This window comes from Carnobacterium sp. (genome assembly GCF_049673005.1).
In the GTDB taxonomy this organism is placed as follows: domain Bacteria; phylum Bacillota; class Bacilli; order Lactobacillales; family Carnobacteriaceae; genus Carnobacterium_A.
The window spans coordinates 1-24986 of record NZ_JBATXB010000129.1; the positions used below are offsets into that span (position 1 = coordinate 1).

The window sequence follows — 24986 nt, forward strand, 5'->3', positions numbered from 1 at the left end:
ACATTTAACGAAACAGTTATCTTTTCTCGTCATGGCTATGTTTTTGGAGCACACCCACCAGGTCGGTTAAATGATTTCAAAAACTATTATCAGGTTTTACACAATGTATTCTTAACTCATGCTAAAGTTGTTTTGAATTTTAAAGAGTTAGGTTACCAAGGAGACATTGGGATTACACATGTGTTCAACCCAGCATTCCCAGCAGATGATAAGCAATCTAGTAAAGAAGCAGCTGATCATGCGAATATGTACGATACGTTCTTTTTCTATGATCCAATCTTAAAAGGAACTTATCCAGAATATGTACTAACTCAATTAAAAGAAAAAGGACATGAGTTTGTTTTATCTCAAGAAGACCAAAACACATTATTAAAAGCAGCTCCGTTGAATGACTTTATTGGAATCAATTATTATCAACCGATGCGCGTTATTACAAATGATTCAAAAGAATCAAGAGAGATGACAAGAGAAGCTAGTACTGGTGGGGCTGGAGCGGTATCTTATGATGGCGTCTATCAAACGGTCAAAATTCCAACTCATTCCTATACTAAATGGGGTTGGGAAATCTCGCCTGAAGCTTTGCTAGATGGGATGCATTTATTAAAAGAGCATTATGGAGATATCCCAATCTATATTACAGAGAATGGATTAGGGGACGAAGATCCAATTATCGAAGGAGAAATTAAAGATAAGCCTCGTATTGATTACATTGAAAAACATTTACGTTTTGTAAAAAAAGGAATTTCTGAAGATCTTAATATCCAAGGGTATTTTGCTTGGTCGGTCATTGACTTGCTAAGTTGGTTAAATGGGTATAAAAAGCAATATGGGTTTATTTATGTCGATCATAATAATAACTTAGACCGTAAGAAGAAAGATTCGTTTTATTGGTATCAAGAAGTTATTGCAACAAGAGGAGAGAATATATAAGTATTAGTAATAAAAGAAAATAGAATGTTATGAACTTTGGAGGGATTAAAATGACTAAATTTAATGATTTTTTTAATAAACTTCTCGATCCGTTTTTAAGATTAGTTAATACGAAAGCTATGTTAGCAATTAAAGATGGATTCTTATTAACAATGCCAATTACTCTTGTAGGCTCACTCTTTTTATTAATCGCTAACTTTCCAATTCCGCAATGGGACCAATGGATGTCAAATATATTTGGATCTGATTGGTCTGCGCCATTAAATCAAGTTGCCGGATCAACTTTCGATATTTTAGCATTAGTAGCTGTTTTGGGGATTTCCTATACGTATGCTAAAAATGAAAAAGTTGACCCTATTAGTACAGCCATTTTATCTCTTGTTTCATTTCTAGTATTAACAAATTCTTTTGTGACCACTGAAAGCGGTGAAACAGTAAATGGCGTCATACCTAAAGGTTGGACAGGCGGAAATGGGATTATTACTGCCATTATTGTTGCCATTGTTGTAGCGAAAATATTTGTATTTTTCATCAAGCGTGATATCAGAATAAAAATGCCAGATACTGTACCTACAGGTGTATCAAATGCTTTCTCTGCCATGATACCTGGAGTAACCGTTATGCTTGGTTCGATGGTAGTATATGCCATAACAAGTAAATTTGTTGGACTATCCGTAACGGAACTTATTTTTAAACTTCTTCAAACACCGATTCAAAATGTTTCTGATACTCTTGCAGGTGGGCTGTTTATTACTTTCTTAATGTCTATTCTATTCTGGGCAGGAATTCACGGACCGAATATTGTTATGGGAATCATGGGTCCAATTTTAACAGCTAATGCATTAGATAACCAAAAAATTATTGATTCTGGACAAGAACTTATAATAGGTGAGAATACAAAAATTATGACTGTTCAGTTAATTGATGTATTTGCAAAATTTGGTGGCCAAGGAATTACGGTTGGTTTACTAATAGCAGCATTACTATTCGCTAAATCAAAACAGTTAAAAGAAATTTCTAAACTATCTATTGTTCCAAGTCTTTTTAATATTAATGAACCTGTTATTTATGGTTTACCAATTGTTTTTAACCCAATTATGCTTATTCCATTTATTTTGGTCCCGATAACTGCTGTCTTAATTACTTACGGGGCGATTATCGTAGGATTCATACAGCCCTTTACGGCTGTACAAGTTCCTTGGACTACTCCACCTCTTATTTCTGGATTTCTTTTAAGTGGATGGCAAGGATTAGTTGTTCAGCTGACAATTATTTTAGCCTCTACAGGGATTTATTATCCATTCTTACTCAAACAAGATAAACAATTCTTATTACAAGAAAAAGAAATGGAAGAACTAAATAAAAATGAAGAAATCAATACAACATTAGTCAGTGAAAGTACGATATAAAAACAAAAAGAGGATTAAGCCGCATTGGCTTAATCCTCTTTTTTCGCTATACTAATAGAGAGATAACAGTTTACAATTAGTGAAATGAGGACAAATAATGAGAAAATATCGACTAGTGGCTGATTTACTTTTAGAGGAAATCACTCACGGGAAGTACAAAAATGAACATCGTTTGCCAATAGAAGAAGATTTGATAAAGGAATACAATGTTAGTAGGAATACGTTACGTAATGCTATTGACGTACTAGTTGATAAGAGCCTACTTTATCGAGTTCAGGGTAGTGGGATTTATATCCGAAAACCTATCTATCCTGATACAATTACAATTAATTCTATCAGAGGATTTAAAGAAGAATTTAAAAATAAAGAGATCCGCTCTAGACTTATTAAGTTAGAGCAATTAAATGCAACGCAAGAGATAAGTCAAGCTCTTCAATGTGAAATAAATACGCCAGTTTATTTTGTTAATCGTATTCGCTATGTTGATAACGAACCTTTTTCAATTGAATACAGTTACTTTAATAAAAATATCATACCTTACTTAGGAACTGAAATTGCTGAAGCGTCTATTTATAATTATATAGAGCATGATTTGAATTTAACTATTGGTTTTGCTGATAAATATATTTATGTTGAAAAATTATCTAAAATAGATAGTGAATACTTTCAACTTAAAGAAGAGGATCCTTCAATGGTTACCGAGGAAACCGTTTTTCTTTCAAATGGAAAAGTATTTAATCACTCAAAAGTTATTCATAATTATAAATACGCTAAGTTTTTTGCATTAGCAAAAAATTGGTGAAATAAAGTTAATCCTGTTCTAAGCTAGGGATACTAATGAAAGTTAAATAAAAACCATTTGGCTAAACTTCTTAGATACTGCTTTTATTCTTCTATTCAAAGATAAGAATTATTCGATGTGGCAACACCCTGTGTCTAACTTTGTGGATAACGTATAGTTAGTTGATTAAAGATAGTTAGTTATTAACAGAATCAAACGAGGGTTAGACAAGACTTTTAACTAATGAAGCCTAAACGAGTAAGAATTTAATAGGCATTCGATAGTAATTTATTCTGATAAGGGGTGGTATTGATGAAAGACCAGTATAAAAATGGACAAATAAAACAACAAATTGATAGGGGTATACAAACCTATTATTTTGAAGATGGAACCATCAAGGCAACCGGTCCTTTTGATGGCCAGATGCAAGGAGAATGGAAGTTTTTTCGCAAAAGCGGAGAACTGTGGCAAGTTGGAAATCTAAAACAGGATATAAAAAATGGTCCTTGGATTCGTTATGATCGAAGCGGTCAAATCGAAAAAGAAACCATTTTTGAAAATGGAAAAGAAGTAAAATAAAAAATAAGATAAGAGCGGTTCTATTAATGAATAATTCGCTCTTATTTTTTTATCTGCTAATTTGCTTTGACATTCACTTATTAATAGTTGATACTAGAGAAATAGTATTTTCTGCTAGATAAATTAAGGTAGAAGGATACATAACAGAAAGAAAGGGAGTAGTAGCATGTTTTTATGCAATACTACAGGGGGCATCACTTATTATCGTATGACTAATTTTACTTCATCACTATAAAATTAGGAGTGTATAGAATGAAAAAATTGTCCATACGAGAAAGTTTAGCTTTACTGTTACTATTATTAATTATGATTGGTGTTAGTATTATCAAGTTTAAATTAGATCCACAAACACCTTTACTATTGGCAATTACGTTGCTGATTGTTTGGGGAAGATTTCGCAGACACTCTTGGGAAGAGATTCATAATGGCATTCAAAAAGGAGTTAAGACAGGTATTATACCGATGATTATCTTTATTCTAATCGGTGCGCTTATTTCTGTTTGGATTGCATCTGGAATTATTCCTTCGATGATGGTCGTTGGCTTCAAATTATTGAATCCGAGCTTTTTTATTCCATCTGTCTTTTTAATTTGTGCCGTAGTCGGTACATCTATTGGTTCAGCACTAACGACTGTTTCTACAATTGGCTTAGCTTTTCTAGGAATGGGAACAGCTATGGGTTTTGAACCTGGTCTAATAGCAGGTGCCATTGTTTCAGGTAGTGTGTTTGGCGATAAGATGTCACCACTGTCAGATAGTACGAATTTAGCAGCCGCGATTGCTGAAGTTGATCTGTTTAAACACATAAAAAATCTAATGTGGACAACGATTCCAAGTTTAATTTTATCTACCTTATTATTTTTATTCTTTGGTATGAATAATGAGCTCGCAACAACAAATCAAGTTGTGGGGTTAACAAAGGTAATAGAATCTAATTTTCAAGTGAATTGGTTGGCTGCTATTCCAATTATTTTTATATTCATTTCTTCATGGAAACGAATCCCAGCAATCCCAACGTTATTAATTAATATTGGCTTGTCGATAGGCTTATTGAAGGTTAATTCTCCATCTGTCAAATTGACTGAAATTTCAAGTTACATTCAAGAAGGGTATGTTTCAACAACGGGCAATGAAATAATTGATGCGTTGTTGTCACGAGGTGGTGTTCAGAGCATGATGTGGTCTATTTCACTCATCATTCTAGCCCTAGCTCTTGGTGGATTATTAATGGAATTCAAAATTATTGATACCGTAATGTCACCTATTTCGGATGCGAGTTTATCGATTGGAAACTTAATTCTTGTAACAGCGTTATCTGCTATTGGGGTAAATGCTCTAGTTGGAGAACAATACCTAGCGATTGTTTTACCAGGAAATGCATTTAAGAAAACCTACAAGCAATCAGGTTTATCACCTTTAGCTCTATCACGTGTATTGGAAGATGCCGGTGCTGTTATTAATTCATTGATTCCTTGGGGAGTAAGTGGCGTGTTCATCTCAACCGCCTTAGGTGTCCCAACGTTAACCTACTTGCCATTTGCCTTTTTCTGCTTATTGTCGCCTATTTTAACCGTTATCAGCGGATACGCGAATATAGGGATTAAGAAACTGGAACCTTCAACGCTATAAAAAATAAGGAAGAGTCGAAAGCACAATTCAAACGTGCTTTTGGCTTTTTTTGTTACTCTGACTTGACTTTAAAGGATACAAGTCCTTACTATTAAGTCAATAGATTGGATTAATCAAACGTTAAAGGGGATAGAAAAATGAGAACACATACGTTAGCAAATGGAATAACGATACCACTAGTCGGGACCGGAACAAATACTTATGGAAAAGTAGATAACTCATACAATGGCGAATTAAATAATGATTTTAGTGCCTTAGAATCAGCGATTGAAGCAGGCTATCGATTAATTGATACGGCTATTTATTATCGAAATGAATCAGGTGTTGGACAAACAATCAAAGATAGTGGCATCGCTAGAGAAGAGTTTTATCTAACAACTAAAATTCCGGAAATCGAAAATTATGTTGGTTCTAAAGAATTAGTCGAACAAACCGTTTTAAAGAGTTTAGATAATTTAAAAGTAGATTACATTGATTTGTATTTAATTCATAAACCAATTGAAAACAAAGAGATGTTGAAAAGTACTTGGGAAGTATTGGAATCATTTGTTGATTCAGGAAAAATCAAGTCAATCGGTGTTTCTAACTTTACACTAGAACAGTTAGAAGAAATGAAATCTTTTGCAAGGATTAAGCCGGTAGTGAATCAGATTGAATCGAATCCTTCTAATTGGAACAATGATTTAATTGATTATCTACAAAAAAACAGGATACTACCAGAAGCTTGGGGACCGTTAAGTAAAGTTACTGATGAACAGCAAACGATACTCACAAAAATTGGGGACAAGTACGGTAAAAACTGGGGACAAGTGTTGCTACGTTATCAAATTCAAAGGGATGTAGCAGTTATCCCCAAATCCCATAACAAAAAGCGTCAGATGTTAAATTTAGATCTAGTCAATTTCAACTTATCCCCAGAAGATATCCACATAATCAAAATGCTGTAGTGTATAAAAAGTAAAAATAGAAAAAAGGCTCTTTAAGTTAGGGTACTTAAAGAGTTTTTTAGCAGTTTTATCCAATATAAATTATTTAGTAGAGGAGTTTACCGAAAAGAGCCGAGTGAATACAATTAGCGATCTGACTGGGCTGTGAGCACTAAAAAAGAACCGAGTAAAGAAGTTTTTTTAATGTACTAGGTCAAATAAATAAAAAGTAACCTAGTAGAGCACAGATTTACGTCAACTGGGCTAAAATAGCTAATTTATTTCGAAAAATGTTAGAATAGGTTGATAGATTAGAGAATAGTGAAGAGTGAAGTTGGGAGTGAATCAATAATGAAGCATCTATTTTTAAGTTCTTGTGCAATCCTTTTCTTCCTCATTGCAATGATAGGGTGTGGAAACAAAAATACAACAGATTCTGCTAGCCAAAGTAAATCTGCTAGTGAATTGCCATCAAGTCAGACTAGTAAAGAAAATAAATCCGACAGTGAATCCTCTGACTTAGAGCCTGCTGAACAAACGACTAGTCCGACTCTTTTTATCCACGGCTATAGTGGCACAGATTATACATTTAATGGGATGCTATCTCGTTTTGAAACGGAGGAATATGGCAAACAGCAGCTGACTATAACCGTACAACCAGATGGAAGTATTTCTGAAGTAGGAGATTGGCAGGAAGAAGCAGATAATCCTTTCATTCAGGTTTTATTTTCAGATAATAAAAACAATGAATGGAATCAAGCGGATTGGATTAGAGCGGTATTAGTTTATTTGAAAACAACGTATCAGATTGATGAAGTAAATTTAGTTGGGCATTCGATGGGAGGAGTAAGTAGTTTTCGATATTTAATTGCTTATGGAAATGAGACTACACAACCGGTAGTAAACAAATTGGTTGCGATTGGAGCGCCTTTTAATGATTTTGTGGAGGGCAATGAAAGCCAAACACTGACAGAATTGAAGCAAGATGGGCCGCTCGTTCTAAGCGGCCGCTACAGCGAGTTCTCAGCAGCGATTCAACAGTATCCTGTATCAACAAAGATGTTAAATGTTGTTGGAGATCTAAATGATGGGTCCAAAAGTGATGGGACAGTTTCTCTTAGTAGTGGCTTATCTATTGGTTATCTGATGCAGTCAGCTAAACGTGATTATAGTGAGAAAATTATAGTCGATGAACAAGCCTCACACAGTCAATTGCATGAAAATGATGAAGTCGATGCATTAGTTAGTGAATTTTTATGGGGAAATTAAAAGAACATAAATCCAGGAGGCACTCTTATTGTAAATAAGTAACAAGAAGAAATCAAAACACAGCAATTAAGCTGCTTAATTTTTTAAGAAAAATCAAAAATGTGCAACAAAAGAAAACGAACAAAAGAAAACTTATTTTTTGATAGTTTTTAAAATAAAAGGATAAAATAGAATAAGAACAAAAAAGGTTTCCATCAAAAAGATTAATCTTTTTGATGGAAACCTTTTTAATTGAGTTGAACACCTAATTTTAAACGTTTAACTACTCGTGATAAAGCAAAACAAATGGTGAAGTACATTAAAGCCATCGCGATAAACATAGGGATAACATAATCTGTATTTTGACCGTAAATTATTTTAGCATTATGAGTAATTTCAGGAAGAGAAATGATAACGGCCAATGAAGTATCTTTTATCAATGAAATAAATTGGCTTAAAATTGGCGGTACCATTGCTTTAAATGCTTGTGGAATAACAATAAATAATAAAGTTTGGCTGTATGTCAGACCAGTCGAAAGACCAGCTTCTGTTTGCCCTTTCGGAACCGAATTTAATCCAGCACGAATAATTTCTGACAACATTGCAGATTCGAAAATAGTCATTGCTGTAATAGCTGACCAAAAAATATCTAACCGAATGCCAATTTGTGGCAATGCAAAATAGGTGAAAAAGATAATTAATAAAAGTGGCAAGTTTCGAATTAAATCAATTAGCAATCCAACTACCTTGGATGCAACTGGAATCTTCAAGTAGCGAACTAAGCCTAATAAGCTCCCAATGATGAAACTAAAAATAATGGAAAGCACTGCAACTTCTACAGTAACAAGGAGTCCATCCAACAAGAAGCGGATGTTGACCCATGAAAAAGCCTCTACATAATTCAATTGAATTTCCTCCTTCTAATCGTTACTAGCTAAGCGTCGTTCGATATACGCCATCAAGTAAGTTAATGGTAAAGTAATAATCAAGTATAAAAGTCCGATTAAAATGTAAGTATCAAAGGTATTAAAGGTTTCACTAGCAATTAAATCACCTTGATACATAAGGTCAAGGCCAGCAACCATCGCTAATACGGATGAGTTTTTAACAAGATTGATGAATTGGTTTCCAAGAGGTGGAATGACGATTTTGACTGCTTGAGGCAATACAATGTAACGCATCGTTTGACTATAGGTAAACCCAGTGGATAAACCAGCTTCCATTTGTCCTTTAGGAACGCTCAAAATACCAGCTCGAATCGTTTCGGCTATAAAAGCAGAAGTATAAATGGTTAATCCGATTGTTCCAGCAGTGAATCCATCAATTTGGAACCAGTACAGCGGGACAACAACATAAAAGAACATCACGATAATAAGCAATGGGATATTTCGGAAGAATTCAACGTAGGCACTAGCTAGAATTCTTACAAATTTATTTGTTGAAATTTGTAAAATAGCGAATAAAGTACCGATTAATAAACTAAAAAATAAGGCAATGGTACTTGAGTATAAGGTGAATTTAAAACCTTCAAGTAAAATACCTGAATTATCATTGAAAATTTGAATCATTGGGAACACCTCACTTTATCTATTGAAATAAAAACGATGATTAATCTAATTTAGGAATCCATTTAGCATAAATTTTATCATATACACCATTATTTTTAATGGTTTGTAAGGCTCCGTTAATTTGTTGAACAAAAGGTTCTTGTCCTTTATTAATAGCAATACCATATGGTTCATCTGTAAAATTATCCCCAGCTAGGCGATAATCAGGGTTCTTGGCAATGATACCTAAAAGAATAGCATTGTCGGTCGTCATGGCATCTCCTTGTCCAGATTGCAAAGCAGTAAAGGCCTCTGAGTAATTTTCTAATTCAAGCACCTTAGCATCAGGAGCATACTTTCTGATATTTGTAGCAGAAGTAGAGCCTTTAACAGCTAAGACAGTCGTTTCACTAGTTAAATCTGAGACACTCTGAATCGAGCTATCTGATGGAACCAATAAAGCTTGTCCAGCCGCGAAATAAACAGTAGAAAAATCAACTTGCTTTTTACGTTCTTCGCTAATAGTCATAGTAGCAATAATGGCATCGATATTCCCATTTTTTATTAAAGGAATGCGTGTTTTAGACGTAACTTCAACGAACTTAGCATTTTTAGCATCGCCTGTGATTTCCTTTGTAATAGCTTTAGCGATATCAATATCAAAGCCCTCAATTGTGGCTTTTTCAATGTTGTATAATCCAAACAAACTTGTATCTACTTTAACTCCCCAAGTAATCTCTGGGTTTTCTTCTAGTCGGTCTTTAACATCTACTGCTGCTAGACTTTCTGATCCACAAGCAGCTAATAGAAGTAGCGGAAAGAGTAAAAGGAGTAAAGCAACTGGTTTAAACGCTTTTTTCATTTAAACACCCTCCTATTGATTAGTGATTAATAATTTTGCTTAAGAACTGTTTTGCTCTAGGTTCTTGTGGATCCTCGTAAAAAGCTGTTGCTTCACGATCTTCTAAAACTTGGCCATCAGCCATAAAAATAACACGATCTGCTACTTCACGAGCAAATCCCATTTCGTGGGTAACAACAATCATGGTCATTCCTTCTTTAGCTAGTTTTTTCATAACGTCCAACACATCTTCAATCGTTTCAGGATCAAGTGCACTAGTTGGCTCATCAAAAAGCAATACGTTAGGATCCATTGCAAGACCTCGAGCAATAGCGATACGTTGTTGCTGTCCACCAGACAGTTGAGCAGGATAAGAATCTTTTTTGTCTAGCATGTTAACTTTTGCTAGTAGTTTTTCAGCATTTTTTTGTGCTTCTTCCTTTGATTGTTTTAGTACTTTTGTGGGTGCAAGCATAATATTTTCTAATACTGTTTTATGTGGGTATAAGTTAAAGTGCTGAAAAACCATTCCCACATTTTTTCTGATTTTGTTAATATTTGTTTTCTTATCATGGATATTGTATTCGTTAATGGTTAAGTCACCATTTGTGATTTCTTCTAGTCCGTTGATACAACGCAACATGGTACTTTTCCCAGAACCTGATGGACCAATGACTACTACGACTTCCCCTTTTTTGAAATGTAAGTTAATATTTTTTAATGCATGAAAGTCACCGTAATATTTTTCAACATTTTTAAATTCAATCATGTTTGCACACTCCTTAATCAATTTTTGTGTAGATAAACAAAGGAGGAAGGATATGAAATGGGTTAAGTATTCCACATGCTTCCTTCTTCTAGATAAGCTAGCTGTTTTTTGTAACAACTTAACGCAAAAAAGTACTAAATAAAAGAGCCATCAGCAAGGCTGAATAGCTTCGATAATACTGGCTATAGGATTACGAATTCAATAGAAAAAATTAGAATTAGTTTCGTTCAGAACGTCATGATCGAGCGTGTAACCTTAGTATTGTTCGTTTTCTAATGATTTGACTAACTTATGAACCCTAAGATTAGCATTAAACTAGTGTAAATGTAAATAAAAATAAACTAAAGAGAGTAAATGAGCACACTTTACTTGTTTATTAAAAACCTCTTTTTCTTCATTTTAAAGTGTGAAATTTAAGGAGGAGATAGGTTATAAATTAGTTGGGATAAGAGGATTCTTTTTTTTTTCTAATATTCAAGCGAAAGTTTATGAATATTGGTATACTGAATGTATCTAAATTTTAGAAAGAGAAGGTAAATCATCTATGGAGCGTATTCATATTTATCATACCAACGATATCCATTCTCATTTTGAAAATTGGCCAAGAATTTCTGCTTATCTTCAAGCTGAAAAACAACAAAGGAATCAATCAAATGAAGCGGTTTTTTTGTTTGATATTGGAGATGCATGTGATCGAGTCCATCCTCTAACTGAGGCAACAAATGGACAAGCAAATGTGAGAGCATTAAATGAAGCTCATTATGACGCGGTAACGATTGGAAATAATGAAGGGATTGGCAGTTCGAAAGCAGAACTCAATCAATTATATGACGAAGCAAATTTTAAAGTTATTTTATCAAATGTATTAGATAAAAAGACTGGGGCTTATCCAGACTGGGCACTACCGTTTGATATCTTGCAAACAAAATCAGGACATAGAATAGGGATTTTTGGACTAACAGCCCCTTTTCCAACCAGTTATGAGCCAATTGGATGGAAAGTAAAAGAGGTAGATGATGTTGTACCAGATATACTGGAAATATTAACGCCCTTAGTTGATACGGTTATTTTATTGTCTCATCTGGGTATATTAATAGATCGAGAAATTGCTGAAAAATATCCAATGATAAAAATTATTTTAGGCTCACACACCCATCATTTATTGCCAGAAGGGGAGAAAGTGAGAAACACCTTGTTAGCGGCCGCTGGAAAGTTTGGTCAATATATCGGTCATGTAACATTAGATATAGACGGTTCTCGATTATTATCTGCACAAGCAACAGTCGTCGAAACAAGCCTTCTTCCAGTGGTAGAGGGGGAAGAAGAGTTAGTTAAAGGCTACAACCAATTAGGACACCAACTATTAAATGAACAAGAAATCGCTTATGTACCAACTAATTTACCAGTAAGTTGGCAGAAAAAATCTCCATTAGTTGATTTTGGTTTGAAAGCTATTATGGATTATGCAAAAACAGATGTCGCAATAATAAATGCGGGCTTGTTTATGCAGCCAGTCAGTAAAGGAATTGTTACAAATGATGAGCTGCATCAAATTTTGCCACATCCCATGAGGGTCATGAGGTGTACGTTAAGTGGTGAAGATCTGATTCGTTTAGTTTATGAGATGAATAAAAATCATCTTTTTTTACGAAATTTTCCAATTAAAGGAATGGGATTTAGAGGCGAAATTTTTGGTGAAATTTGTTATAGTGGAATTTACCTCGACGAAAAGACAGGTGAAGTAACTTGGCAAGGTAAAGAGATTCAACTAGAAGAGAGCTATACCTTCGCCACTGTAGATCACTTTCTTTATATCCCGTTTTTTCCAACGATTGAAATAAGAGGGAATAACGAAATTTTATTTCCTTATTTTATAAGGAATGTTTTAGGGCAATACATGGAAAAAATGTATCCTATTGTTCATTAGTTATAGGGACTTAGATAGAAAATAAATCTGAATAGAAACTGTAGGTGAAAAAATGTCAGAAGACAAAAAAAATCTAGATGAACAAAGAAATAATGTGAAAGAATCGATTTCGAAGGCTCCTTCTAAGGAAAATATGGGGAAAACAGAAGAACAGAAAAAAACAAGAAAACAACCTGTTAGAGAGTCTGCTAGTAGAAAAAGAATGCCTGTTAAAAAACGCACTAGCGAAAAGAAAGAACCGATGACATTAAGTTCAGCAATTGACTTAGATTTGGACACTGCTGGAGCTAAAGAAGAGCAATTGGTCCATCGTCTAGATGCAACAACGATTACAATTGATGGAACAAAATATGAAATTGTAAAAAATTACAAAGAAGCCTTTGATGCTGAGCGTCTTGGTGAACGGTACAGTGAAATTCTTGATAAATATGATTTTATTGTAGCGGACTGGGGATTTGAGCAATTAAGGTTGAAAGGTTTTTACGATAACCGCAATCGAAAAGTTCCGCAAGATCAAAGAATTAATAATTTGGAAGATTACTTGTATGAATATTGTAATTTTGGTTGTCCTTATTTCGTCGTACAACGAATAGAAGCAAAAAAGAATAAGACGAAGAAAGAGTTAGCCGATAGAGCTGAAAGACCAGCAAGAAGAAAAAGAAACCAAAAGAGTAAGAATCCTACAAATCAAAAACAAGAAATAAAAGAATCAGAGACAAAATCAGAAGTCGAGAAGGATAATAAACCAACTACTTCAAGACCTAAACCAAAATCATATCCAAAAGCAAAATCTAAGCCGAAACCAAAACGTGATTTTGTAAAAAAAGAGATCATTACTGAATCGGTCGAAAAAAAGGAAGCAAAAGAAAGTTCAACGTTTAAGCCAACAAATGAGACTAAAGGCAAGCGTCATTTTAGTATTAGACGTAAAACGAATGAAACGGATAAAGACTAAAGAATAGGAGTTGAAGATAGTAGTTATGGAGTATAAAGGCTATTTAATTGATTTAGATGGAACGATGTATAACGGGACAAGTCCTATTCCTGCAGCTCCTAGATTTATTCAGCGACTGCAAGAGAGAAAAATTCCTTTTTTATTTGTTACAAATAACACCACAAAAACACAAAAAGAAGTAACCGATAATTTGTGTTTGAATTTTGGTATCGACGTAACGGAAGACCATATTTATACGGGCTCATTGGCTACGGCTAAATATATGAAAAAATTAAACAAAGGCAATAAAGTATTCGCCATTGGAGAAACGGGTTTAAAAGATGCGCTAGCTAATTCAGGATTTATTGAAGATAGACAAAATCCTGATTTTGTAGTTGTGGCTTTAGATCGTAAAGCGACCTATGCGGATTTTGAGATAGCGACATTGGCTATTCAAAAAGGTGCTCAGTTTATAGCGACGAATAAGGATACAAATATGCCTAGTGAAAAAGGGATGGTTCCGGGTGCGGGTTCATTAGTCGCTCTTGTCGTTGCGGCCACACGGGTACAGCCTGTCTTTATTGGTAAACCTGAGTCGATTATTATGGATGAAGCTTTAGAAGTAATCGGACTAACAAAAGAAGAAGTTGTGATGGTTGGGGATAATTATGAAACGGATATTTTAGCTGGGATTCAAAATGGTATCGATACATTACTAGTTTATACTGGATTTACAAAATCAGAAGATCTAACGGTGGATATGCAACAGCCGACATATGTTGTTGATTCATTAGATGAATGGTTAATAAAATGAAAAAGACCGCTAGTCATTTTATAGGATTAACTAGTTTATTTTTATGTATTCTAACTTTAGCTATCACGATTACAATTAATTTTATTCCATTGTATCGATTTGATCTAACTTATTTCAATATACCTGAATCATTGGGAATGAGTAAAGAAATGATAATGGAGAATTACTCTATTTTAATCGACTATTTGAATAAACCATGGATATCCACATTAACTATGCCAGATTTCCCAAGTTCAGAAAATGGACTTTTCCACTTTTACGAAGTAAAAAAATTGTTTTTAATTAATTATGTTATTGCAATTCTATCGACTATAGGAAGTTTAATGTATTTGCGTTTCATTAAAAAAAATAGGTTAACTTGGAAACTAGTTCGTCCATTTCAGATTGGAATGATTATTCCATTTGTTGTGCTAATCGTTATTGCTTTAAATTTTGATGAGTTATTTATTGCCTTTCATGAACTATTTTTCAATAATGATGCATGGCTATTTAATCCTTCAACCGATCCTATTATTTTAGCCTTACCGGAAGCCTTTTTTATGCATTGCTTTATTTTAGCTTTTTCTTTAATCGAAATTTCAATGATAGTAGGTTATTTTACTACTAAGCATTTAGCTTTTAAAAAGAGATAAAAACCTGTGGATTTTCCATCGCTGAGGCGATAGGAAATCACAGGTATTTTTTTGGATAAATGGTTTTAGATGAATAACTTCAATAGTACACAAAGGGGAGTTATGATTTATGAGGATGCTGAAGAGTCTATCATTATAGTATCAAGCGATTGTTTATTGAAGTTACCGTGTTGGTTACTCGATAGTAATTTGTTTCTTCTTGGCGTCCTCGCTATCTAATTTAGGCATAGTTAAAGTTAGAACACCATTTGTGTATGTTGCTTTAGCATTCTCTTCGTCTGCATTTTTTAAATAGAATTGACGGGTCATACTACCATAAGAACGCTCTCTCTTAACAAATTGGCCTTCGTGATTTTCTTCACTTGACTCCTCCTGTTTTTTTGCATGAACAGTTAAAACATCGTGGTCGAAGTCAATCGAAATATTTTCTTTGTCAAACCCCGGGATGTCAATTTTAACCTCGTAGGCTTTATCGGTTTCATGAATGTCTGCTTTGAAGTTGTTTTTTGTGAGTGAAGAAGAGAACTTATCTAATAAAGAGGAATCTTCATCAAATAAAGATGGGAATAAATCAGTGAGGGTCGGGAAATCATCTTTCTTACGCAAATTATTTGCCATTGTTTCTCACTCCTTATATTTTTTTGTTCCTTACACATTTACTATACTTCTTTAATGTTAAAATTAAAAATAGAACGTCTGTCATCTATTCTAGTACTCTTAAAGAAAATTCTTTCAAGAAAACAGAAAAATAAAAGGAACCAGTTGTATAGGATTATTATTCCTATACAACTGGTTCCTATGTTTTCATTTTCCTCTCAGAGCTACATAGAGCACAACACATCTTACTTAATCAAGTTTTGTGCTCTAGCTCTTTGGTAAAATTCAAAAGTATCCTCGAGGCACTGCCTCTTGCGGTAATTTTTCATTTTCCTTTCAGAGCTACCTAGAGCACGACACATCTTATTTAACTAAATCGCTTTTTGTTGGGTTGGCGTGTGCTAGTCGGCTTGCTGCTGCTGCTGCGATAGCACCAACGATATCATCCATGAAGGTGTGGACTTGTCCGCCTTCGTGGCTATTTAGTTTACCCAAGATACCTGGTTTCATTTTATCGATATAACCGTAGTTTGTAAATCCGATTGAACCATAAACATTAACGATTGATAGAGCTAAAATTTCATCAATTCCGTAAAGTCCTTCATCGTCCGAAATAATATTTTGTAAAGGATCCATTAATAGATTTTGTTCTGCTAAGATATCTAATTGGATTCCTGTTAATATCGTATTTTGAACTTCTCGTTTTAATAAAACAGCTTCAACGTTAAGCAAACATTCATCTTGAGTTAAATCTTTGATATAAGGTGTTTGTAAAAATAAGACTAAGTCTGCAATATCTGTTAATTCTACTCCTCGTTCTTTAATCAAATTTAAAGCTTTTTGGTGTAACCCTTCACTTTCTTTTGCCATATTCTAAACCCTCCTATAATAAATAATTCCATTATACCGTAGTTAAAAGAAATAGTCTGATAAAGCGACTCTTTATTAAGTAGACCTCTTATTTATATTGAGTGAAGACAAAAGATAGGAATGATTAAAACAAACTTGTGCTATGCATGGGTTGAACGCGCTCGTCTGGATTAATGTAACTCATAGCATTGTTGATAGCGGTAGGTGCTTCTCCGAAACCTGTAGCAATAAGTTTGATTTTCCCATCATAGGTACAAATATCTCCAGCTGCATATATTCCCGGAGTCGTTGTTTCCATTTTGGTATTCACAACTATTTCATTGTGTGTAACATCAAATCCCCAATTTTTCATCTGTCCAATAGAAGAAGTGAAACCATAATTGACAAGAAAATCATCGATTTCTAATGTTTCTGATTTATCTCCACGTACTTCCTTTAGTGTCACGTGACTTAAAGAACGATTTTTTCCGTCGAGGGATTCTGGAACAAAGGGTGTTTTCGTTTCAACGGTAGATTTTTCAAGTAAAGAAACACTGTGTTCAAGAGCTCTGAATTTATTGCGACGATGAATGAGGTAAACTTTTTTGGCAATTGGTTCTAAAGCTAAAGCCCAATCGACAGCTGAATCGCCACCACCGCAAACAGCCACAGTACGATCTTTAAATTGTTCAATATTGTTAACATAATAGTGAAGAGTTTTGCCTTCGTATCGTTCTGCGTGTTCAATTTCTAACCGTCTTGGTTGAAAAGCGCCATTGCCCGCGGTGATGATGACTGCTTTTGAGTAATGAATCATTTTATTCGTGTGTAATTCAAAGAGACCATCACTATTTTTTTGAACATCGATAACTTCTTCTTCAAGACAAACAGTTTGATCAAAACGAGACATTTGTACAGAAAGGTTATCAATTAATTCTTGAGCACCAATTACTGGCATCGCTGCAATATCAAAGATATCTTTTTCGGGATAAAGCATGGATAATTGTCCACCAAGTTGTGGAAGACTCTCAATAATTTTAACTTTTGCATTTCGCATTCCGCCATAAAAAGCAGCGAACATACCAGTAGGACCTCCACCAATAATAGTGATGTCATATACTTCTTGTGTTGTCTTCAAGGTGATTCCTCCATCTAATAACAATCTATTAAGCGTGTTTCAGTATAGCATAAAAAAGTTTTGGATTCATGGGTTCAAAAATACAAATAAAAACACCTTTATTAGAAGAACCCATTCTGGTCCACTAAAAAGATGTTTAGAAATAAGGATAAGCTTAAAGAAAAAGTTGGAATTTATAAACCAAAAGTGATGAAAAAATTTCTGACAACAAAAGCCACACCGATGCCAGTTAGAATTCCAAAGAATACTTCGATAGGTTTGTGACCTAAATACTCTTTTAAGTGAGTTTCTTTCTGTAAGGGTTCTGTTGCGCTAGGCTCTTGAGTAATTCTTAAGACCTTATTGCTAAGGTTTTGAAAATCTAATACTAGATGGTTTAACAAAATACCTTGTTCGCCACTCTGTCTACGAACACCCATAGAATCAAACATAACGATCATTCCAAAAGTACTAGCAATCGCAACGTAAGGAGAATGAACGCCTTCTTGAATAGCTAAAGCAGTTATTAAAGCAGTAACAGACGCTGAGTGAGAACTAGGCATGCCTCCAGTTGAAGTGGCTAATCCCCAAGTAGTTTTTCTTTGTAAAAGAAAGGCAACAGGTATTTTAACAAGCTGTGCAAAAATAATTGCTGTTACAGCTGCGATAAGAGGGAAATTTGATAATATTGCCATAATGGACCACCTTTTTTAAATGAAAAATTCTATTTTCTCTATCATACCATGAATTTAAAGTGTGCTTAATAAAAATAAACTGAAACGAGATTATTTTTTTAAAATGATGGTTGCGACTCTAGAATGGTGAAAAGTAAAAAAAATGTCTATTTAAATAAAATCATTGGTAAAAAATGAAATTGTTAAGTATGATTAAGAGGTAATAAAAAATAAGGAGGATACAACATGACTCAATTTTCTCAATTAACAACTGAAGTAGCAGACAATGAAAAAGTAGCAACAATAAAAACAACGATGGGTGACGTGAAAATCAAGTTTTTCCCAGAAGTAGCTCCTAAAACAGTAGAAAACTTTTTAGGTTTAGCAGCAAAAGGTTATTACGATGGAGTTATTTTCCACCGTGTTATTCCTCAATTTATGATTCAGGGTGGCGATCCATCAGGTACTGGAATGGGCGGAGAAAGCTTATGGGGAGATTCTTTTGAAGACGAATTTTCAAAAGAAGCGTTTAACTTATACGGCGCTCTTTCAATGGCAAACGCAGGACCCGGCACAAATGGAAGTCAGTTCTTTATCGTTACAGCTCCAACAGTTCCTGGCAATATGTTAAGTCAATTAGAAGGAGCTGGTTACCCAGCTGAAATTATTGAAGCTTACAAAACAACTGGTGGAACACCTTGGTTAGACTTCAAACATACTGTTTTCGGACAAGTTATCGAAGGCATGGATGTAGTTGAATCTATTCAAAACGTTAAACGTGGCCCTCAAGACAAACCCGTTAACGATGTTGTCATCGAATCAATCGAAATCGCTTAATGAAAAAACTCTTCGCAATCCATTGCGAAGAGTTTTTTTAATCGTTAAGTGTGGTCCTAGTTTGTGTAGTGCTGATATTTTTAAACATTTTAGATGAAACCGCCCTCATTTTAATTTGATTATGCTATACTAAAATAGATAATATTTAGTAAGAAGGGACTGTTCAACTAATGATTTATGGTGCAATAGAAGCAGGTGGAACAAAATTTGTCTGTGCAGTAAGTGATGAAAATGGAGAACTAAAAGATAAAATCAGTATTCCTACGACAACACCCGAGGAAACGCTTAAGCATGTTTTCGCTTATTTTGATTCATTTAATTTATCAGCGATAGGAATAGGATCGTTTGGTCCAATAGATGTTAACCTGTCCTCATCTACTTATGGGTATGTAACAACAACACCCAAAACAGCTTGGAAAAATTATGATTTCTTAGGTGCAGTAAAAAACCGTTATTCGATTCCAGTTGGTTGGACAACAGATGTCAACGCAGCGGCTTTAGGAGAACTGAAAAAAGGAGCAGCACTAGGTCTATCTAGTTGTGTCTACTTAACCGTTGGAACAGGTATTGGCGGAGGAGCCGTTGTGAATGGTGAATTATTATCAGGCTACGGTCATCCAGAAATGGGGCACATCATGGTTCGGTTGCATCCTGATGAAACTTTCGCAGGATTTTGTCCTTATCACGGAAACTGTTTAGAGGGTATCGCGGCAGGTCCGGCTATCGAACAACGTTATGGAAAAAAAGGTCATGAATTAGCCGATCATTCTGCAGTTTGGGAAATGGAAGCTTATTATATTGCTCAGGCGTTAATGAATTATACGTTGATTTTAAGTCCCGAAAGAATTGTTTTAGGCGGTGGAGTAATGAAACAAGCGCAACTTTACCCGTTAATTCGTCAAGAATTTGAAAAACTAATGGGCGGCTATGTTGAATTGCCTCCATTAGAAGAATACATCGTATCACCTGCTTTAGGCGATAATGCTGGAATTACAGGATGCTTATTGTTAGCAGCAGAACAACTAAAAGAATAAAAAATAAAAACATCTCGATAGAAGTCACATTAAAAGTGATTTTTATCGAGATGTTCTCTTTTTTCTAATTTTCGAAAGCTAACTTAATTCGTTTTAGACCTTCTTCGACAAGTTCTTTTGGAGCTGCAAAGTTTAATCTCAGATACTGTGAACCTCCTGGACCATAAGCAGCACCAGAGTTTAAAGCTATTTTACCCACACGGACAAAATGCTCCATCAGCTCTTCGTCTGTTAAACGAAGACTTGAGCAATCAAACCAAAATAAATAAGTTCCCTCTGGTTTCATATAAGATACATTTGGCAATTCAGTATCGAAACATGTTGTTATCGTCTCTAGATTGTCGCTGAGATTTATCATCAACTCTTTCAACCAAGGTTCGCATTTAGAAAAGGCTGTTTCTGTTGCGACATAACCAAATGTGTTCAAACCACTATGTTCAATACATTCTTGGTAATAGCTAACTTGCTCATAAAGTTTTGGGTTCTGAATGTATATCATTGATAGTTTTACACCAGCGATATTAAACGTTTTCGTCGCAGCAGACAACGTCAATACAAAATCTTGGTAACTCGGGTCTAGCGTGACTAGCGAAGTAAATTGATGAGGCGAAAAGATTAAATCTCCATGTATTTCATCGCTAATGATTAGGACACCATGTTTTTTACAAAGTTCAGCTAGAGTTGTAAGTTCTTTTTTAGACCAAACGCGTCCGCCGGGATTTTGAGGATTACATAATATAAATAATTTTACTTTTTCCTCTATAAATTTTTTTTCAATATCTTTAAAATTCATTTTGAATTGATTGTTTTCAATTAATAGTGGAGAACGTACCAGACGACGTTTATTAAGGGTAATCATATTCGAAAAAGGCGTATAAACGGGATCGTGAATCAGGATAGCATCCTGCTCATTCGTAAGAGCTTGAATAATTAAAGCTATGCTTGGAACAACTCCTGGTGAAAATAAAATAGAGTCTTTTGATAACTCCATTTGATGTCGTTCTTTCTGCCAGTGGATAATAGCGTTATAAAGTGATTCTGGTGGAGCAGTGTAACCTAGAATACGGCCATCAAGTACTTTTTTTAAGGAATCAATGATTGGTTGAGGATTAGCATAATCCATATCTGCTACCCACATTGGTAAGATTTCTTCTGATCCAAAAGCTTGTTCTAAATGATTCCATTTTAGGCCTAAACCATCTTTACGGTCAATTATTTCGTTAAATAGGTAGTTCATGTAGGCACATCCTTCGTCGTAGAATATAATACTGTTCCTGTTCTCTTTTTTAGTATACGTTAATAAAGAGAACGATTCCATAAATAGTTGTCATTCAGATTAAAAAAAGAATAGTAATATGAAAGCGAATACTATTTTCATAAATTTTACACTTATGATACAATTAAGAAGAAAAAGAAGAAGATTTTTATTGAATGATAAACTGTGTTAAATGAGGTGATGAAATGGATTATAAAATTGGGATGATAGTTGAAGGTAAAATCACTGGTATTCAACCTTATGGTGCATTTGTTTCTTTAGACAAAGAGACTCAAGGGTTAATTCATATTTCTGAATGTACACATGGATACGTTAAAAATCTAAATGAAGTTTTGACAGTTGGGGATAGAATGGATGTTGTGATTCTAGATATTGATGAATACACGAAAAAAATTAGTCTTTCATTGAGAGCTTTGGAGGAACAAACCCATTTCCACTATCATTCTAAAAAAAGAAAGTATCGTCAAGAAAAAACGGAGCACGACGGTTTCGATACTATCCGTAAATTGATGCCACAATGGATCAAAGAAGCAAAAAGTGATGAAGCAAAGAAAATGAACTAAAGCAGATTTATTTGTTTTTTTCTTCTATAATGAAAGACTAGAGAAAGACTGGTTATCTATAGGGAAAATTAAAAACTTAAGTATGAGGTGTTCGGAAATGACAGAAAAACAACGGGTAGCTGGAACAATAATGGCGCTTAACCCAGAAGGTAAATATGTATTTCTAGTAGAGGAAGAAAATAAAAAGTATTCCTTTCCAGTAACTCAGATTCTTGACACACAGACAGGTCTAGCTTCTATTTTAGAAGATTTAAAACAAAAACTAGCTATTGATATCCATAATATAAACTTATTTGAATTGACTAACGCAGTAGTTAACGGAAAGAATATTCCTTTATTTGTCTTTGAAGTGGCGAATAAAGAGATTCAGGTAAATACGATTTTGAAAGAAAATTTATTCCACTTATCATTTGTCCAATCAGGCGCCTTAACAGAAGCTCTTGAAGAGTGGGAAATATCAGGAGTGCCTCAATTCTAGGGCATAAAATAACTGACAGCATGTCCTATGAGATAATGCTGTTTTTTTCTTGCTATTTCTCTAGAAAACTACTAAAGTTAGGAAAGTATAAGAATTAAACGAAAATTTAATTCAAAAATACATAAAATGATGGAGGGATTTACATGGGACACATTAAATTTGACTATTCAAAAATCGACAAATTTGTACAACCACATGAAATTTCAAATATGCAACAGCAAGTATCGACTGCGGATGTCATGTTACGTAAAGGAACAGGAGCAGGAAGTGACTTTTTAGGTTGGATTGACTTGCCTAAAAACTATGATAAAGAAGAATTTTCTCGTATTAAAGCTGCTGCAGAAAAAATCCAAAATGATTCAGAAGTATTAGTAGTTATTGGTATTGGAGGATCTTATCTAGGTGCTAAAGCATCTTTAGATTTTTTAAATCATTCTTTCTACAATGTTCTTCCTAAAGAAGATAGAAAACAGCCACAAGTATTCTTTGCTGGGAACAGTATTAGTTCAACATACTTAAGCGACTTAATTGACGTTATTGGAGACAGAGATTTTTCTGTAAATATTATTTCTAAATCAGGTACAACAACAGAACCAGCTATTGCTTTTCGTATCTTTAAAGAGATGTTAGAAAAAAAATACGGTAAAGATGAAGCTAAAAAGCGCATTTACGCAACAACGGATAAAGAAAAAGGTGCTCTAAAAGAAGAAGCCAATGCACAAGGGTATGAATCATTTATTATTCCTGATGATATTGGTGGACGTTTTTCAGTACTAACAGCTGTAGGTTTATTGCCTATCGCAGCGAGTGGTGCAGATATTGATGCTTTAATGCAGGGTGCAGCAGACGCAGCAGATGCATACAGTAGTGATAAATTAGAAGAAAATGAAGCTTACCAGTATGCAGCTATCCGAAACGCACTTTACCGTAAGGGCAAAACAACAGAGATATTGGTCAACTACGAACCAAACTTACAATATTTCTCTGAATGGTGGAAGCAATTATTTGGTGAATCAGAAGGAAAAGATCAAAAAGGAATTTTTCCAGCAAGTGCTAATTTCTCGACTGATTTGCATTCGGTTGGGCAGACCATTCAGGATGGACAAAGAAATATTTTTGAAACGATCATTAAGGTAAATAAAGCGAAGCACACGTTAGTAATTCCAACTACAGCTGATGATTTAGATGGATTAGGTTACTTACAAGGAAAAGAGATTGATTTTGTTAACACGAAAGCATTCCAAGGAACACTATTGGCTCATACTGATGGTGATGTACCGAACTTGTTGGTAACTATCCCAGAAACAGATGCTTACACACTTGGTTATTTGATGTACTTCTTTGAAATAGCAGTAGGTATTTCGGGTTACCTTAATGGGGTAAATCCGTTCGATCAACCAGGAGTTGAAGCTTACAAGAAAAATATGTTTGCTCTGTTGGGTAAACCAGGATTTGAAGATCTTGCAAAAGAACTAAACGCACGTCTATAGGAAATGAATGCTGAGAGTCCTGATAAGTTATATTAACGAACCAAAAATAACTTGAAAATAGTTATGATTTGATTCTACTATATACATTATCAGGATTTTTTTACTATATTACTCTATATAGAATAGATTGGAAGTAGGAAGAATATGACAAAAAAAATAAAATTTCAACAGGCTAAAGCGAATCAAAAATTTCTTATTGAAGAGATGCTGCAGCAATCGGCGTTGTGGTTGCAATCTAAAGGCTCGAAACAATGGAGTGGAATTTTAAAAGGTGAGGATCGACACAATACTTCAGAAGCTATCGAACGCGGAGAAGTTTTTGTTGGGATGATAGATGAACAGATGGCGGGAATGTTTGTATTGTGGAGCCAGCAAAGTGAATGGGACCAAGAGTTTTGGGGTAAAGAACTAAGTGATGATTATGTGTATTTACACAGACTAGCGGTAAATCGAAATTTTTCAGGAAAAGGAATATCTAAAGAACTCTTACTTGAAGCGAAAATATATGCTAAAAGGAGAGGTTTTATAGCGATACGATTAGATTGTATTGCAGACAATGACTATTTAAATAAGCTATACCAAGATGCTGGATTTCGGTATGTAGGTAAAAAAATAGACGTTTTAGCAGATGGTGCGAAAAAAGATTTCCATCTCTATCAGTGTGATTTAGATTAATTGAATCAAAGTATTAGAATAAAAATAAGAAAAATGATGGTTTACTATTGACCAACAATAATAAACTTGTTATATTAATAGAAGTTGTTACGCAATTTTGGCAACGGAATAAATAAATCAACACTTAAAAATAAAGATAGATATTGTGCTTGACAATGAATAACAATCCATGATAATATGTTGAAGTCGTGTTAGACCAACCGGTCGACATTGAATAAATATACAGTATCAAAAAATAAATAGTAAAAAGTTGTTGACAAGTTAATCAGCATCTGGTAATATTTAGAAGTTGTCAAAACGACGACGCAAACAAATTAGACCTTTGAAAACTGAACAAAGTAAAACAATAAACTGTGAACGGCGGTTCGGCCAAGGGTCGAACCAAAAGAAACAAAGTGAATAATTATTCGCTAGCAAGTCATTTTAATGA

At 34.4% G+C, this 24986-nt stretch carries 26 protein-coding genes; 17 read left to right on the plus strand and 9 right to left on the minus strand.

Annotated features, from left to right (window positions below; translation table 11 throughout):
• The 7 genes from WBF61_RS09780 to WBF61_RS09810 form a co-directional block, all read left to right on the plus strand.
• On the plus strand, nucleotides 1-930 hold a 930-nt coding region (locus tag WBF61_RS09780), incomplete at its 5' end, for a glycoside hydrolase family 1 protein (RefSeq protein WP_424256080.1).
• Nucleotides 931-980: 50 nt separating this feature from the next.
• Nucleotides 981-2339, plus strand: a complete 1359-nt coding sequence (locus WBF61_RS09785; RefSeq protein ID WP_424256081.1) for a PTS sugar transporter subunit IIC — start codon at nucleotides 981-983, stop codon at nucleotides 2337-2339.
• A 97-nt stretch (nucleotides 2340-2436) separates the two neighbouring features.
• Nucleotides 2437-3141 carry a GntR family transcriptional regulator gene (locus tag WBF61_RS09790; protein ID WP_424256083.1) on the plus strand — a complete coding sequence of 235 codons (705 nt, stop codon included), beginning with the start codon at nucleotides 2437-2439 and terminating at the stop codon, nucleotides 3139-3141.
• Nucleotides 3142-3432: 291 nt separating this feature from the next.
• Nucleotides 3433-3699 (plus strand): toxin-antitoxin system YwqK family antitoxin, encoded by a 267-nt coding sequence (locus WBF61_RS09795; protein WP_424256085.1) that lies wholly within the window; start codon nucleotides 3433-3435, stop codon nucleotides 3697-3699.
• 252 nt (nucleotides 3700-3951) lie between these two features.
• Nucleotides 3952-5328, plus strand: a complete 1377-nt coding sequence (nhaC, locus tag WBF61_RS09800; RefSeq protein WP_424256087.1) for a Na+/H+ antiporter NhaC — start codon at nucleotides 3952-3954, stop codon at nucleotides 5326-5328.
• Nucleotides 5329-5465: 137 nt separating this feature from the next.
• A complete protein-coding gene (locus tag WBF61_RS09805; RefSeq protein WP_424256089.1) occupies nucleotides 5466-6275 on the plus strand; it encodes an aldo/keto reductase family protein in 810 nt (269 codons plus the stop codon).
• A 330-nt stretch (nucleotides 6276-6605) separates the two neighbouring features.
• Entirely contained in the window at nucleotides 6606-7523 is a 918-nt protein-coding gene (locus WBF61_RS09810; protein ID WP_424256090.1) for an alpha/beta fold hydrolase, read from the plus strand.
• A 227-nt stretch (nucleotides 7524-7750) separates the two neighbouring features.
• Here WBF61_RS09810 and WBF61_RS09815 read toward each other — a convergent pair whose 3' ends face one another.
• From WBF61_RS09815 to WBF61_RS09830, 4 genes are read right to left on the minus strand one after another with little or no spacing between them, the layout of a single operon-like run.
• A complete protein-coding gene (locus tag WBF61_RS09815; RefSeq protein WP_424256091.1) occupies nucleotides 7751-8407 on the minus strand; it encodes an amino acid ABC transporter permease in 657 nt (218 codons plus the stop codon).
• A gap of 15 nt (nucleotides 8408-8422) precedes the next feature.
• Nucleotides 8423-9070 (minus strand): amino acid ABC transporter permease, encoded by a 648-nt coding sequence (locus tag WBF61_RS09820; protein WP_424256093.1) that lies wholly within the window; start codon nucleotides 9068-9070, stop codon nucleotides 8423-8425.
• Between the two features lie 40 nt (nucleotides 9071-9110).
• A complete protein-coding gene (locus WBF61_RS09825) occupies nucleotides 9111-9911 on the minus strand; it encodes a glutamate ABC transporter substrate-binding protein (RefSeq protein ID WP_424256095.1) in 801 nt (266 codons plus the stop codon).
• 19 nt (nucleotides 9912-9930) lie between these two features.
• Nucleotides 9931-10659 carry an amino acid ABC transporter ATP-binding protein gene (locus tag WBF61_RS09830; RefSeq protein ID WP_424256097.1) on the minus strand — a complete coding sequence of 243 codons (729 nt, stop codon included), beginning with the start codon at nucleotides 10657-10659 and terminating at the stop codon, nucleotides 9931-9933.
• A 544-nt stretch (nucleotides 10660-11203) separates the two neighbouring features.
• On the opposite strand from WBF61_RS09830, the gene WBF61_RS09835 reads away from it, so the two are divergent.
• Genes WBF61_RS09835 through WBF61_RS09850 form a run of 4 tightly spaced genes read left to right on the plus strand, consistent with a single transcriptional unit; the run spans nucleotide 11204 to nucleotide 14966 of the window.
• Entirely contained in the window at nucleotides 11204-12586 is a 1383-nt protein-coding gene (locus tag WBF61_RS09835; protein ID WP_424256099.1) for a bifunctional metallophosphatase/5'-nucleotidase, read from the plus strand.
• 52 nt (nucleotides 12587-12638) lie between these two features.
• Nucleotides 12639-13541 carry a YutD family protein gene (locus WBF61_RS09840; protein ID WP_424256101.1) on the plus strand — a complete coding sequence of 301 codons (903 nt, stop codon included), beginning with the start codon at nucleotides 12639-12641 and terminating at the stop codon, nucleotides 13539-13541.
• 25 nt (nucleotides 13542-13566) lie between these two features.
• Complete coding sequence (locus WBF61_RS09845) at nucleotides 13567-14334, plus strand: TIGR01457 family HAD-type hydrolase (protein WP_424256103.1); 768 nt, start codon at nucleotides 13567-13569, stop codon at nucleotides 14332-14334.
• Nucleotides 14331-14966 (plus strand): TIGR01906 family membrane protein, encoded by a 636-nt coding sequence (locus WBF61_RS09850; protein ID WP_424256105.1) that lies wholly within the window; start codon nucleotides 14331-14333, stop codon nucleotides 14964-14966. The genes WBF61_RS09845 and WBF61_RS09850 overlap by 4 nt, the downstream gene beginning before the upstream one ends.
• 174 nt (nucleotides 14967-15140) lie before the next feature.
• Here WBF61_RS09850 and WBF61_RS09855 read toward each other — a convergent pair whose 3' ends face one another.
• From WBF61_RS09855 to WBF61_RS09870, 4 genes are all read right to left on the minus strand, one after another.
• The gene (locus WBF61_RS09855) at nucleotides 15141-15584 is read right to left on the minus strand and encodes an Hsp20/alpha crystallin family protein (protein ID WP_424256107.1); all 444 of its coding nucleotides are present in this window, start codon (nucleotides 15582-15584) and stop codon (nucleotides 15141-15143) included.
• Between the two features lie 342 nt (nucleotides 15585-15926).
• Complete coding sequence (locus tag WBF61_RS09860; RefSeq protein WP_424256109.1) at nucleotides 15927-16433, minus strand: phosphatidylglycerophosphatase A family protein; 507 nt, start codon at nucleotides 16431-16433, stop codon at nucleotides 15927-15929.
• 124 nt (nucleotides 16434-16557) lie between these two features.
• Nucleotides 16558-17550 (minus strand): NAD(P)/FAD-dependent oxidoreductase, encoded by a 993-nt coding sequence (locus tag WBF61_RS09865; protein ID WP_424256111.1) that lies wholly within the window; start codon nucleotides 17548-17550, stop codon nucleotides 16558-16560.
• Nucleotides 17551-17723: 173 nt separating this feature from the next.
• Nucleotides 17724-18224, minus strand: coding sequence for a divergent PAP2 family protein (locus tag WBF61_RS09870; protein WP_424256113.1), 501 nt, complete (start codon nucleotides 18222-18224; stop codon nucleotides 17724-17726).
• Between the two features lie 225 nt (nucleotides 18225-18449).
• Between WBF61_RS09870 and WBF61_RS09875 the strand changes: the two genes are divergently transcribed.
• Together WBF61_RS09875 and WBF61_RS09880 are read left to right on the plus strand one after the other, a co-directional pair.
• Nucleotides 18450-19040: a peptidylprolyl isomerase gene (locus WBF61_RS09875; RefSeq protein ID WP_424256115.1), complete on the plus strand. Its 591-nt coding sequence runs from the start codon at nucleotides 18450-18452 to the stop codon at nucleotides 19038-19040.
• Nucleotides 19041-19210: 170 nt separating this feature from the next.
• On the plus strand, nucleotides 19211-20074 hold the full coding sequence (locus WBF61_RS09880) for an ROK family protein (protein WP_424256117.1): 864 nt from the start codon (nucleotides 19211-19213) through the stop codon (nucleotides 20072-20074).
• A 64-nt stretch (nucleotides 20075-20138) separates the two neighbouring features.
• Here WBF61_RS09880 and WBF61_RS09885 read toward each other — a convergent pair whose 3' ends face one another.
• The gene (locus WBF61_RS09885; protein WP_424256118.1) at nucleotides 20139-21311 is read right to left on the minus strand and encodes a MalY/PatB family protein; all 1173 of its coding nucleotides are present in this window, start codon (nucleotides 21309-21311) and stop codon (nucleotides 20139-20141) included.
• A 224-nt stretch (nucleotides 21312-21535) separates the two neighbouring features.
• Between WBF61_RS09885 and yugI the strand changes: the two genes are divergently transcribed.
• The 4 genes from yugI to WBF61_RS09905 all read left to right on the plus strand — a co-directional run bounded on the left by yugI (nucleotide 21536) and on the right by WBF61_RS09905 (nucleotide 24556).
• Nucleotides 21536-21913 (plus strand): S1 domain-containing post-transcriptional regulator GSP13, encoded by a 378-nt coding sequence (gene yugI, locus WBF61_RS09890; protein ID WP_424256120.1) that lies wholly within the window; start codon nucleotides 21536-21538, stop codon nucleotides 21911-21913.
• Between the two features lie 97 nt (nucleotides 21914-22010).
• Complete coding sequence (locus WBF61_RS09895; protein WP_424256122.1) at nucleotides 22011-22391, plus strand: hypothetical protein; 381 nt, start codon at nucleotides 22011-22013, stop codon at nucleotides 22389-22391.
• 143 nt (nucleotides 22392-22534) lie between these two features.
• Nucleotides 22535-23881: a glucose-6-phosphate isomerase gene (locus WBF61_RS09900; protein ID WP_424256124.1), complete on the plus strand. Its 1347-nt coding sequence runs from the start codon at nucleotides 22535-22537 to the stop codon at nucleotides 23879-23881.
• Between the two features lie 144 nt (nucleotides 23882-24025).
• Complete coding sequence (locus tag WBF61_RS09905) at nucleotides 24026-24556, plus strand: GNAT family N-acetyltransferase (RefSeq protein ID WP_424256126.1); 531 nt, start codon at nucleotides 24026-24028, stop codon at nucleotides 24554-24556.
• Nucleotides 24557-24986 lie beyond the last annotated feature (430 nt).